At 31.1% G+C, this 12367-nt stretch carries 11 protein-coding genes; 8 read left to right on the top strand and 3 right to left on the bottom strand.

Features of this window, described 5'->3' with window-relative positions; translation table 11 throughout:
- Window positions 1–74 precede the first annotated feature (74 nt).
- The 8 genes from miaB (at window position 75) to ACTG3V_RS01445 (ending at window position 8364) form a co-directional block, all read left to right on the top strand.
- On the top strand, window positions 75–1529 hold the full coding sequence (miaB, locus tag ACTG3V_RS01480) for a tRNA (N6-isopentenyl adenosine(37)-C2)-methylthiotransferase MiaB (RefSeq protein WP_439130352.1): 1455 nt from the start codon (window positions 75–77) through the stop codon (window positions 1527–1529).
- Between the two features lie 81 nt (window positions 1530–1610).
- A complete protein-coding gene (locus ACTG3V_RS01475; RefSeq protein ID WP_439130351.1) occupies window positions 1611–2834 on the top strand; it encodes a sigma 54-interacting transcriptional regulator in 1224 nt (407 codons plus the stop codon).
- A gap of 84 nt (window positions 2835–2918) precedes the next feature.
- Window positions 2919–3416 (top strand): LptE family protein, encoded by a 498-nt coding sequence (locus ACTG3V_RS01470; RefSeq protein WP_439130350.1) that lies wholly within the window; start codon window positions 2919–2921, stop codon window positions 3414–3416.
- 91 nt (window positions 3417–3507) lie between these two features.
- Window positions 3508–4266 carry a hypothetical protein gene (locus tag ACTG3V_RS01465; RefSeq protein WP_439130349.1) on the top strand — a complete coding sequence of 253 codons (759 nt, stop codon included), beginning with the start codon at window positions 3508–3510 and terminating at the stop codon, window positions 4264–4266.
- A complete protein-coding gene (gene secG, locus ACTG3V_RS01460) occupies window positions 4266–4598 on the top strand; it encodes a preprotein translocase subunit SecG (protein ID WP_439130348.1) in 333 nt (110 codons plus the stop codon). Before ACTG3V_RS01465 ends, secG begins: the two co-directional genes overlap by 1 nt.
- Before the next feature lie 176 nt (window positions 4599–4774).
- Window positions 4775–5050 carry a co-chaperone GroES gene (locus ACTG3V_RS01455; protein ID WP_397447932.1) on the top strand — a complete coding sequence of 92 codons (276 nt, stop codon included), beginning with the start codon at window positions 4775–4777 and terminating at the stop codon, window positions 5048–5050.
- A gap of 104 nt (window positions 5051–5154) precedes the next feature.
- The gene (groL, locus tag ACTG3V_RS01450; RefSeq protein ID WP_439130347.1) at window positions 5155–6792 is read left to right on the top strand and encodes a chaperonin GroEL; all 1638 of its coding nucleotides are present in this window, start codon (window positions 5155–5157) and stop codon (window positions 6790–6792) included.
- A 153-nt stretch (window positions 6793–6945) separates the two neighbouring features.
- Window positions 6946–8364 (top strand): pectate lyase family protein, encoded by a 1419-nt coding sequence (locus ACTG3V_RS01445; protein WP_439130346.1) that lies wholly within the window; start codon window positions 6946–6948, stop codon window positions 8362–8364.
- A 76-nt stretch (window positions 8365–8440) separates the two neighbouring features.
- Here the strand turns inward: ACTG3V_RS01445 and ACTG3V_RS01440 are convergent, their stop codons facing one another.
- The 3 genes from ACTG3V_RS01440 to ACTG3V_RS01430 all read right to left on the bottom strand — a co-directional run bounded on the left by ACTG3V_RS01440 (window position 8441) and on the right by ACTG3V_RS01430 (window position 12349).
- Window positions 8441–9163 (bottom strand): heavy-metal-associated domain-containing protein, encoded by a 723-nt coding sequence (locus tag ACTG3V_RS01440; protein ID WP_439130345.1) that lies wholly within the window; start codon window positions 9161–9163, stop codon window positions 8441–8443.
- A 7-nt stretch (window positions 9164–9170) separates the two neighbouring features.
- Complete coding sequence (locus ACTG3V_RS01435) at window positions 9171–9599, bottom strand: heavy-metal-associated domain-containing protein (protein WP_439130344.1); 429 nt, start codon at window positions 9597–9599, stop codon at window positions 9171–9173.
- Between the two features lie 113 nt (window positions 9600–9712).
- Window positions 9713–12349 carry a valine--tRNA ligase gene (locus ACTG3V_RS01430; protein ID WP_439130343.1) on the bottom strand — a complete coding sequence of 879 codons (2637 nt, stop codon included), beginning with the start codon at window positions 12347–12349 and terminating at the stop codon, window positions 9713–9715.
- Window positions 12350–12367: the final 18 nt, after the last annotated feature.

The raw sequence follows: 12367 nt of genomic DNA, 5'->3' as shown, positions 1-12367 counted from the left end.
TTTTTTCTGCCAATTTGTCATAGAAATATATTTTTGGTTGTATCTTTGTCTATCTTATAATGATAAATTGAAAGATGGAACACGTGGAAAAAATCATTGACGAAAAAAGACAGGGAAAAGCGCTTTTAACCGTAAATAAAAAAGAAAATACAAAAAAATTATTCATAGAAAGCTATGGCTGTCAAATGAATATGAATGATAGTGAAATTGTTGCATCGATTTTAGATAAACAAGGTTATAACACTACACAAATTTTAGAAGAAGCAGATTTAGTTTTGGTAAACACTTGTTCTATTCGTGAAAAAGCGGAAACTACTGTTCGTAAAAGACTTCAAAAATATAACGCAGTAAAACAAGTTAATAAAAACATGAAAGTTGGCGTTTTAGGTTGTATGGCTGAACGTTTGAAAGAAAAGTTTTTAGAGGAAGAAAAAATTGTGGATTTGGTAGTTGGCCCAGATGCCTATAAAGATTTACCAAACTTATTAGAAGAGGTAAATGAAGGTAGAGATGCCGTAAATGTAATATTATCAAAAGAAGAAACTTATGGAGATATTTCGCCTGTTCGTTTAAATTCAAACGGAGTTTCGGCATTTGTATCTATCACTAGAGGTTGTGATAATATGTGTACGTTTTGCGTAGTACCTTTTACACGCGGACGTGAACGAAGTAGAGATCCTAAAAGTATTTTAGAAGAAATTGGGCAAATGGTAGATAAAAACTACAAAGAAATTACACTTTTAGGACAAAATGTAGATAGTTTTTTATGGTATGGAGGTGGTTTAAAAAAAGATTTTAAAAAAGCTTCTGAAATGGCACAAGCAACTGCAGTTGATTTTGCTCAATTGTTAGATATGTGTGCTACCCAATTTCCTAAAACACGTTTTCGCTTTTCGACTTCTAATCCTCAGGATATGAGTTTAGATGTGATTCATACCATGGCAAAACATAAAAACATTTGTAAATACATTCACTTACCCGTGCAAAGTGGAAGTAATGCTATGTTGGAAGCAATGAACAGACAACATACGCGTGAAGAGTATATGCAACTGGTAGATAACATCTATAAAATTATTCCAGAAATGGCATTAAGTCAAGATATGATTGTAGGTTTTTGCGGCGAAACTGAACAAGATCATCAAGACACATTAGATTTAATGGAATATGTAAAATATGACTTTGGTTTTATGTTTGCCTATTCTGAAAGACCTGGTACTTTAGCTGGTAAAAAAATGGAAGATGATGTGCCTGCGGATGTAAAGAAAAGACGATTAACCGAAGTTATCAACTTACAACAAAAACACGCACTTTACAGAACACAACAGCATGTAGGTAAAATTGAAGAGGTTTTAATTGAAGGAACCTCTAAAAAAGATCCAAATCAGTGGAAAGGAAGAAATACACAAAATACGGTTATTGTTTTCCCAAAAGAGCATTATAAACTAGGCGATTTTGTAAATGTAAAGGTAGAAGATTGTACCTCTGCAACCTTAATTGGAACTGCTGTTGGATATTCTGATAACAACTAGTAAAAAGTTATAAAGTAAAAAGTATTAAAGTTTGTAATCAACTTTAATACTTTTCAACTTTCAACTTTAAAAACTTAATAAATGGAAAACTTACAAGCATTAAAACAACGTTTTGGAATTATCGGTAACGATATTCACTTAAACAGAGCTTTAGAAAAAGCGGTTCGGGTTGCGCCTACAGATATTTCTGTTTTAGTAACTGGAGAAAGTGGTGTTGGTAAAGAAAGTATTCCTAAAATTATACATTCTTTATCACACAGAAAACACGCTAAATATATTGCTGTTAACTGTGGGGCAATTCCTGAAGGAACCATAGATAGTGAATTATTTGGTCATGAAAAAGGAGCTTTTACTGGAGCAACCCAAGACAGAAAAGGATATTTTGAAGTGGCTGATGGTGGTACCATTTTTTTAGATGAAGTTGGTGAATTGCCACTCACCACACAAGTACGTTTGTTACGTGTTCTTGAAAATGGCGAATTTATTAAAGTAGGTTCATCCAAAGTATTAAAAACCAATGTTAGAATTGTAGCTGCCACCAATGTTAATATGCGCTCTGCAATAGAAAAAGAAAAATTTAGAGAAGACTTATATTACAGATTAAGCACTGTTGAAATCAATTTACCAGCATTAAGAGATCGTAATCAAGATATTCATTTATTGTTTCGAAAATTTGCATCAGATTTTGCTCAAAAATACAGAATGCCTTCTATTCGATTAGACGAAAATGCAATAAGCCTTTTACTCAATTATCGTTTTCCAGGAAACATCCGTCAGTTAAAGAACTTAGCAGAACAAATTTCCGTAATTGAAGAAGAAAGAACAATTTCAGCACAAAAATTAAAACAATATTTACCGGATAATAATGGCAACTTACCAGCCATTGTTGGAGGTAAAAAAGACAATGATTTTTCTACAGAACGCGATATTATGTATAAAATCTTGTTTGATATGCGTAATGACATCAACGATTTAAAAAAACTGACTTTAGATTTGATGAAAAATGGCAATGTTGAAGAGGTGCAAGAAGAGAATCACAGGCTATTAGAAAAAATTTATAACAATAAAGATTTAGAAGATTTAGATATTGAGGTTTTAAATATTCCCCAAAAAACATCCGAAGAAAAGGAATATGATTTTATTGAAACTATTGAAGAAGACGAATCGTTATCTTTACAGGATAAAGAAATAGAAATGATTAAAAAATCTTTAGAGAAAAATAACAACAAACGTAAGTTGGCTGCTAAAGAATTAGGGATTTCAGAAAGAACATTATATCGAAAAATTAAACAATACGATCTGTAAATTTAAAGATTTAAAATTCATTATTAAAGTTGGCATAAAACTCTAAATATTGAACTTTAAATTTTAAACTTTGAACAATTAAGAATGAAAAAAATAATTTTATCATTAATTATAATTGCAACTCTCATTGGTTGTGGTGCATACTCTTTTACGGGGGGTAATACAGGTGATGCAAAAACTATTCAAATAGATTTTTTCCCAAACAACGCTCCTTTAGTAGAACCTGCTTTAACACAAAAATTCACAAACGACCTACAAGATTTATTTACGCGTCAAACCAATTTAACACTTACCAACTCTAATGGAGATCTGCATTTTAGTGGAGAAATTACAGGCTACAGAGTTACACCAATGAGTGGTACAGCAGATCAAACTGCTGCGCAAAATAGATTAACAGTAACTGTAAATGTGCGTTTTACAAACAAACTAGAAGAAAAAGATGATTTTGAAAAAAACTTTTCTTTTTATTCAGACTTTCCTGCTGATGCTCAATTAACGGGTGGAGTTCTTGACACTGCCTTAGATGAGATTGTAGAACGTTTAACACAAGACATTTTTAATGCTTCTGTAGCTAAATGGTAAATGGAAGTTGGAAGTTGGAAGTTGGAAGTTGGAAGTTGGAAGTTGGAAGTTGGAAGTTGGAAGTTGGAAGTTGGAATAAAAAAATAAAAAATTGAATAACGATACATTCATAGCAATTTTAAAAGAAAGGCAAAAAATTAAGCAATTAGAAACTGCCGAACTTAAAACTATTGTTGATGATTATCCATATTTTCAATCAGCAAGGGCATTATATTTAAAAGGATTAAAAAATCAAGATAGTTTTAAATACAACAACGAATTAAAAATAACAGCTGCTCACACTGCAGATAGAACTGTTTTATTTGATTTTATTACCTCAAAAGAATTTGATAACGCTAAAAATGAGATTCATAAACAAATTAGTTCTAAGATTTCTGAAGAAAAACCAATTGAAAAAATTTCAGAAACTACATTAGACAACACTGAAAAAACACTAAAATCCGTTGGAATTCCAGAAGAGAAGTTGCAAATTGGCAAACCCATTCAGTTTGTAAAATCAGAGAATTATTCTTTTAATGAATGGTTACAATTGGCCTCCAAAAAACCAATTGAAAGAACGGAAATAAAAGCTAAACCAGTTAGTAAAAAAGAAAAAATTATTGAAAAATTCATCAAAACTAATCCTAAAATAGAACCACTTTCTAAAGATAAATCTGTATCAATTGCTGTTGCTAAAAATAAGCAAGATTCTTCTTTAATGACAGAAACTTTAGCAAAAGTATATTTAGAACAAAAGAAGTATGAAAATGCCATTCAAGCATATAGAATTTTAAGTTTGAAATATCCAGAAAAAAGTGGTTTCTTTGCAGACCAAATTAAAAGAGTACAAATTTTACAAAAACATAAATAATGAGTTATACAGCGTTTTTAATATTAATTTTAGTTGTAGCAGTTGCTTTAATTTTAATAGTAATGGTTCAAAACCCTAAAGGTGGAGGTTTATCTTCTTCTTTTGGTGGTGGAGGTGCACAATCTTTAGGAGGTGTGCAAAACACAAATAATTTTTTAGACAGAACAACTTGGACCTTAGCCATTGCAATGTTTGCCTTAATTTTATTAGCAAATTTTGCGATTCCTAGAGAAGGCGCAAATAATGTAAATTTAGACAATACTTTAGATGGAATTGAATCTACAGTTCCTGCTGAAAACAATGCACCAATAACAAACGATAGTATCAACTAAGTTTAGTTTAATTATATTTAAAATGCCAACGAAAATGACACGTTGGCATTTTTTTATGGACTAAATTCAAGTAAAAAATGAATCAAAGAAAAATTGTCAGTTTTTAAGTGATGGCATAATTTCTGACTATTGAAAGTAGTAAAAATAATTTTAATTAATCAAAATTTTATAAAACAATGGGATTAAACATTAAACCTTTAGCAGACAGAGTTCTTGTAGAACCTGCTCCAGCAGAAACCAAAACAGCTTCTGGATTAATCATACCAGATAATGCAAAAGAAAAACCGCAAAAAGGAACTGTTGTTGCAGTAGGTAATGGTAAAAAAGACGAGCCTTTAACTGTAAAAGTTGGTGACACTGTTTTATATGGTAAATATGGTGGAACTGATTTAAAATTAGAAGGTGTAGATTACTTAATGATGCGCGAATCTGATATTTTGGCGATTATCTAGAAAGCTTTTGGCTATTAGCTTTTCGCTTATAGCCCATCAATAAAATAATTAATTAACTAAGCCAATAGCTAAAAGCTAGAGGCAAAAAGCTAAAAAATAAAACAATGGCAAAAGATATAAAATTTGATATAGAAGCTAGAGATGGCTTAAAACGTGGAGTTGATGCATTGGCAAATGCAGTAAAGGTAACTTTAGGTCCAAAGGGTAGAAACGTAATTATTTCTAAATCTTTTGGAGCACCAACCGTTACTAAAGATGGTGTTTCTGTAGCAAAAGAAGTTGAGTTAGAAAACGAGCTTGAAAATATGGGAGCTCAAATGGTAAAAGAAGTTGCTTCTAAAACCAATGATTTAGCTGGAGATGGAACAACAACTGCTACTGTTTTAGCACAAGCAATTGTTAAAGAAGGCTTAAAAAACGTTGCTGCTGGCGCTAATCCTATGGATTTAAAACGAGGTATTGATAAAGCTGTAGCTGCAATAGTTGAAGATTTAGAAAAACAATCTCAAGAAGTAGGCAATTCATCAGAAAAAATAAAACAAGTAGCTGCTATTTCTGCAAATAACGATGATGTTATTGGAGATTTAATTGCAACTGCTTTTACCAAAGTTGGTAAAGAAGGGGTAATTACTGTTGAAGAAGCAAAAGGAATGGATACTTATGTTGATGTTGTAGAAGGTATGCAATTTGACAGAGGATATTTATCTCCTTATTTTGTTACTGATGCTGATAAAATGATTGCTGATCTAGAAAATCCTTACGTTCTTTTATTCGATAAAAAGATTTCTAACTTACAAGAAATTTTACCGATTTTAGAACCTGTTTCTCAATCTGGTAGACCTTTATTAATTATTGCTGAAGATGTAGACGGACAAGCATTAGCTACTTTAGTAGTTAACAAATTACGTGGTGGTTTAAAAATTGCTGCTGTAAAAGCACCAGGTTTTGGTGATCGTAGAAAAGCAATGTTAGAAGACATCGCAATTTTAACGGGTGGAACAGTAATTTCTGAAGAAAGAGGTTTTTCTTTAGAAAATGCAACATTAGATTTGTTAGGAACTGCTGAAAGTATTACAATTGATAAAGACAATACTACAATTGTAAATGGTTCTGGTGATGCTGATTCAATTAAGGCTAGAGTAAGCCAAATTAAAGCTCAAATAGAAACTACTACTTCTGATTACGATAAAGAAAAATTACAAGAGCGTTTGGCTAAATTAGCTGGTGGTGTTGCAGTTTTATATGTAGGTGCTGCTTCTGAAGTAGAAATGAAAGAAAAGAAAGATAGAGTTGATGATGCTTTGCATGCAACAAGAGCTGCTGTAGAAGAAGGTATTGTTGCTGGTGGTGGAGTTGCTTTAGTACGCGCTAAAAAAGTATTGGAATCTTTAGCAACTGACAATTTAGACGAAACTACTGGAGTACAAATTGTAAATAAAGCAATCGAATCGCCTTTAAGAACTATTGTAGAAAATGCTGGTGGTGAAGGTTCTGTAGTAATCAACAAAGTTTTAGAAGGCAAAAAAGACTTTGGTTACGATGCTAAATCTGATGCTTATGTAGATATGTTAGAAGCTGGAATCATTGATCCTAAAAAAGTAACTCGTGTTGCTTTAGAAAATGCAGCATCAGTTTCTGGTATGATTTTAACTACTGAATGTGCATTGGTTGATATTAAAGAAGATGCGCCTGCAGGTGGTGGAATGCCTCCAATGGGTGGTGGAATGCCAGGGATGATGTAGTTAAAACACTCATATTAAATATTTTAAAACGCTTCAATTAATTTTGAAGCGTTTTTTTTATCCAAAAAATTAAAAAACTGATATAAAATAATAATAGATATTTATTTTAATAAATTAAAGTATACATTTGTGTAATCGATTAAATAAATTAAAATGAAACTCTTCTACGCTAAACTAATAGTTTTTAATGTTTTTATAACTTTAACCACGCAAGCTCAAAACCCAGATTTTAGTATGGTTGGTTTTGCGACTTTAAACGGAAGTACAACAGGTGGTGAAGGTGGCCAAATTGTTACACCTACAAACATTGCAGAATTAAAACAATATGTTGAAAATGAATCTACACCATATATTATTAGAATTACAAAAGAATTTAATACAGGTGTACAAACCTGGGTAGATGTTGATGGAGGCATTGTTAATAGTGGCGATTCTGGAGCTATAGCAACTACTTTTGGCGCTATTTTAAAAATGGGTTCTAATAAAACACTAATTGGTATTGGTGATCAAGCTTTCTTTAATAGAATTGGTCTTGTAATTCAATGTCAATCTAATATTATTATCAGAAATATAAAGTTTACAATGAAGCATGTTCCTGCAACACGCGATGGTGAATATAAAATATTAGATACTGATGGTGTAACTACTTTAGGAGATCCTGATTGTATTGGCATTCAAGCAGACAAGGACAGCATTCCTGAAAATCAACGTATAAGTGAACATATATGGATTGATCATTGTGAATTTTATAACGAGAATATTGATAATAAAGATAGGTATGATGGACTTGTGGATAATAAAAACAACACCCAAAATTTAACGATTTCTTGGAATTATTTTCATGACCATTCAAAAGCACTACTTTCTGGAAGTGGCAATAGTGATAATTACAATCGTACCATTACATTTCATCATAATTACTTTGCTAGAATTGATGGTTCACGCTTACCACTTTTAAGGTATGGACAACATCACTATTTTAACAATTACATGGAAGATTGTCCAGGTGATGGGTTAAACCTTCGTATAAATTCCAATGCCTATATTGAAGGAAATTATTTTAAAGATTCTAAAAAACCAGTATTTGGAAAATTATCAGAAAACGGTCAAGGCAAATTAATTGATAATATTTTTGAAAGTTGTAGTAGATTACCTGATGGAATTACTAATATAAATCAAGGTAAGTCTAGCCCATTAAGTTCAAGTGAAGATTTTGTTAGAGATTGTAATTTTACACCAGCCAATTTGTACACCTATTCTAATGTAATACATGAAACAACTGAAATTCCAGATGTGGTTTCAACTTATAGTGGAATTGGAAAAATTTCTCAAGATCCTCTTAGCGTAGATAAAAATTTAATTTCTAATGATAAAGTTTGGACCGAAAACAAAACTTTATTTGTAAAAACAAAGTCAAAAACAAAAATTACAATTTTCGATTTAAATGGTAGACGCATTCATGAATCAATACTAAAAAACGAAACAAACAGTATGCCTTTTAATATCAACGGATTACATATTATAAGACTCGTTAAAGATAAAAAGGCTTCCAATTTTAAGGTGCTTTTTTAGAAAAATTATGATGTCATAACAAGAAATCCGTTAGAATTAATTTTCTAACGGATTTTTTGATTCTACTATTTAAATTTTAAACATATTCAAAAAGCATATAAATAGCCATTATAATCATAATACTATTTTCTATAAACGTAGCTTTGGTCATTGGTAAATTTAAAACAGAACCTAAACATGCGCATTTTATAGCTTTCTTATCTAATAAAGATTTTGTAACGCCAATTGTTGTAATTCCTAAAATAACTAAGGTAGCAAATAAAGCTATCATGATTTTATATTCAAAAAGAAATAAAAGACCTAAGGCTAACTCAATAAAAGGATACAAAAAACCATATTTTGGAACTACTTTTGCCAAAGGATCATACATTTGAAAACTCATGGCAAAACCTTTTACATCTAAGATTTTAAAAAAACTAAAAACAATGTAAAAAAGCCCCATAAAATCTAACATAAAAGCATTAGTTACCCATGGGTTTATATTCATTGCTATTGATGCAATAAAGATATAACCAAAGATTAAGAATAATGGATATAACTGTTCGCTCTTAGACTTTTTATCTTCAAAAGCTACATCAGGAATTTTATTATTATCTTCTTTTTTTGTTATAGAAAATTTTTCTGGTAATGCACTTTGCAAAGCGTCAATAGAAACATGAGCACTCATTTTAATTGTGGCTTCTTCTTGTTGTAAATTAACTGTTACTTTTTTTATATGTTTTAATTTAGAAAGAGATTTTTCAACAGAAGATTTACACCCATCACAAGTCATTCCAGATACCTTGTATATGTGTTTCATCTTAGTTTTATTTATTTTTCTTTACTTTCTTAAGCTCGCCTTCATGATCTAATACAATCTTTTCATCTCTATATTTACAACAAGGATGCACAGAATTATAAGCTTCATCAGTTGCTGATATCTTTTTTGCATTCATATCATATACATCGTGTCCAACTTTTAGAATGTTTTGTTGAACATTAGCAACCTCTGTTTTGCGCTCATCTAATATTAAATTCAATTGATGGGTTTTCGGACTCCAAAGCGCAAACTTTACACCTTTTGTTTTTAAAGCTGCTGTTTCAATTCGTTTTTTACACATTCCGCAAATACCATCTACTTTTATAGAAATTTTTGCGTTTTTATTCTTTTTTATTTCTTGTGATTGAGTTTTTTCTTGTGATTGAGTTTGGAATGCTATAAAAAACACACTTAAAAAAAATATAATTTTTTTCATCTTTTACTATTTTTTGTAATTTTTATAATTTAATTAATTTAAATCAATAAAACAAGTTATTTTCAAGATAAACCACTATCGAAATAGCGTTTGCTCTTAAAATTGCAATTATTTTATTGCAAACTATTTAAACTAGATTTTATGGTTTCAATTTTAGCAATTGTATCTGACTCTTTTTTGCGCTCTAAAGCAATTACTTTTTCTGGTGCATTACTAACAAAGCGTTCATTAGATAATTTCTTTTGAATCCCAAATAAGAAACCCTCAGCTCTTTTTAATTCAGCATTTAATTTTTTCAACTCAGCTTCAACATCAATATTTGCGGCAGAAATTGGTACAAAATATTCATTAGATTTTACTCTAAATGATGCTCCATCTACTTTATCAGAAACATAATTAATTGCTGATGTATTTGTTAATTTTTGAATGATAACATCAAATTCTTTTGAGCTTTTTTGAGCATCCACCACAAACAACTCAACCTCATCTTTAAAAGAAATATTCTTTTCTTTTCTAATAGTTCTAATTCCAGAAACAACCCCTGTTGCAAACTCAAAGTCAGCAATGATTTCTGAATTAAAAGGTTTTAGTTCAGGATATTTTGCAATAATTAGGGCTTCTTCTGGAGTTCGCTCTGCAATAAATTGCCAAATTTCTTCTGTTAAAAATGGCATAAATGGATGCAATACTTTTAAATTATTTTCTAAAACTTCTATAATAGCATCAAAAGTAATTTTGTCTATAGGTTGTTGATAAGCAGGTTTTACAATCTCTAATAACCAAGATGAAAAATCATCCATAATTAATTTATAGATTGCCATTAAAGCATCAGATAATCGATATTTAGAAAAATGATCTTCAATCTCAGCTAACGCTTTTTGAAACTTTGCTTCGTACCAAGCTAAACCTATTTTTGCGGTTTCTGGTTGTGGTAAACTTGCATCAACTTCCCAGCCTTTAATTAGCCTAAATGCATTCCAAATTTTATTAGCAAATCCTTTTCCTTGCTGACATAAATCTTCATCAAATAAAATATCATTTCCAGCTGGTGCACTTAACAACAAACCAACTCTAACACCATCTGCACCAAACTCTTCTATCAATTTTAAGGCATCAGGAGAATTTCCTAAAGACTTAGACATTTTACGTCTTTGTTTGTCTCTAACTAAACCAGTTAAATATACATTTTCAAAAGGTTTTTGATCTTTATATTCATACCCTGCAATAATCATTCTAGCCACCCAAAAGAATAAAATATCTGGACCAGTAACTAAATCGTTTGTAGGATAGTAATAGTTTATTTCTTCATTTTCAGGATTTCTAATTCCGTCAAAAACAGACATTGGCCACAACCAAGAAGAAAACCAAGTATCAAGTGCGTCAGTATCCTGACGCAAGTCGTTAATTGTTAGTTGTTGGTTGTTGGTTTTTTCTTGTGCTAAAACTAATGCATCTGCGATGCTTTCTGCAACTACAAAATCTTCCTTTCCATCACCAAAATAATAAGCAGGAATTTGTTGGCCCCACCACAATTGTCTTGAAATATTCCAATCGCGAACATTTTCCATCCAATGACGATAGGTGTTTTCGAACTTTTTAGGCACTAAATTAATATCGGTATCATCACCTAAAACAGCATCAATAGCAGGTTTTGCTAAATCTGTCATTTTTAAAAACCATTGATCTGATAATCTTGGTTCGATTACTGCTTTGGTTCTTTCTGATGTTCCTACTTTGTTGGTATGAACTTCTGTTTTAACTAAAATTCCTTTTGCTTCAAGTTCTTTTGCAATTTCCTTACGAACCACAAAACGATCTTTACCTTGATAGTGTAATCCGAAAGAATTTAGAGATGCATCCTCATTAAAAATATCGATAACTTCAAGATTGTGTTTGTCTCCTAAATTTTTATCATTTTCATCGTGAGCAGGTGTTACTTTTAAACAACCCGTACCAAATTCTAAATCAACATATTCATCTTCAATAATAGGAATTACTCTATTGCAAAGAGGTACAATTGCTTTCTTACCTTTTAAATGTGTAAAGCGTTCATCATTTGGGTTGATACAAATTGCAGTGTCACCAAAAATAGTTTCAGGACGAGTAGTAGCAATGGTTAAGGTATCATCAGAACCTTCAATTTTGTATTCTAAATAGTATAAATTCCCTTGTCTTTCTTCATGAATTACTTCTTCATCAGACAATGTTGTTTTGGCTTCAGGATCCCAATTTACCATTCTGTATCCTCTGTAGATTAATCCTTTGTTGTACAAATCAACAAAAACCTTAATTACAGATTCAGACATTTCTGGATCCATGGTAAAAGCGGTTCTTTCCCAATCGCAAGAAGCTCCTAACTTTTTTAATTGCTCTAAAATTATACCACCATATTCATCTTTCCAATCAAAAGCATGTTGTAAAAATTCTTCACGAGTTAAATCGTTTTTAGAAATTCCTTGTTCTTTTAATTTGGCAACTACCTTTGCTTCTGTAGCAATTGATGCGTGATCTGTTCCAGGTACCCAACACGCATTTTTTCCTAACAATCGTGCACGACGAATTAATACATCTTGAATGGTATTATTCAACATATGCCCCATATGTAAAACCCCTGTTACATTTGGTGGAGGAATTACAATTGTATACGGTTCTCTTTCATCTGGAGTAGAATGAAAATAGTTATGTTTAATCCAGTAGTCATACCACTTATCTTCTACCTTACTTGCATCATATTTAGATGGAATTGCCATACTTTGGAATAGTTTTTG

The sequence above is a fragment of the Polaribacter sp. genome (genome assembly GCF_965660385.1).
GTDB lineage: Bacteria > Bacteroidota > Bacteroidia > Flavobacteriales > Flavobacteriaceae > Polaribacter.
Note: the sequence above shows the minus strand (reverse complement) of the source record. Positions and strands in the feature narration are given on the sequence as shown.

Bases quoted from the DNA above. Each gene is read 5' to 3' on its own strand.
- miaB (WP_439130352.1), top strand. From the start codon at position 75: ATGGAACACGTGGAAAAAATCATTGACGAAAAAAGACAGGGAAAAGCG.
- ACTG3V_RS01475 (WP_439130351.1), top strand. From the start codon at position 1,611: ATGGAAAACTTACAAGCATTAAAACAACGTTTTGGAATTATCGGTAAC.
- ACTG3V_RS01470 (WP_439130350.1), top strand. From the start codon at position 2,919: ATGAAAAAAATAATTTTATCATTAATTATAATTGCAACTCTCATTGGT.
- secG (WP_439130348.1), top strand. From the start codon at position 4,266: ATGAGTTATACAGCGTTTTTAATATTAATTTTAGTTGTAGCAGTTGCT.
- ACTG3V_RS01455 (WP_397447932.1), top strand. From the start codon at position 4,775: ATGGGATTAAACATTAAACCTTTAGCAGACAGAGTTCTTGTAGAACCT.
- groL (WP_439130347.1), top strand. From the start codon at position 5,155: ATGGCAAAAGATATAAAATTTGATATAGAAGCTAGAGATGGCTTAAAA.
- ACTG3V_RS01445 (WP_439130346.1), top strand. From the start codon at position 6,946: ATGAAACTCTTCTACGCTAAACTAATAGTTTTTAATGTTTTTATAACT.
- ACTG3V_RS01440 (WP_439130345.1), bottom strand. From the start codon at position 9,163: ATGAAACACATATACAAGGTATCTGGAATGACTTGTGATGGGTGTAAA.
- ACTG3V_RS01435 (WP_439130344.1), bottom strand. From the start codon at position 9,599: ATGAAAAAAATTATATTTTTTTTAAGTGTGTTTTTTATAGCATTCCAA.
- ACTG3V_RS01430 (WP_439130343.1), bottom strand. From the start codon at position 12,349: ATGGCAATTCCATCTAAATATGATGCAAGTAAGGTAGAAGATAAGTGG.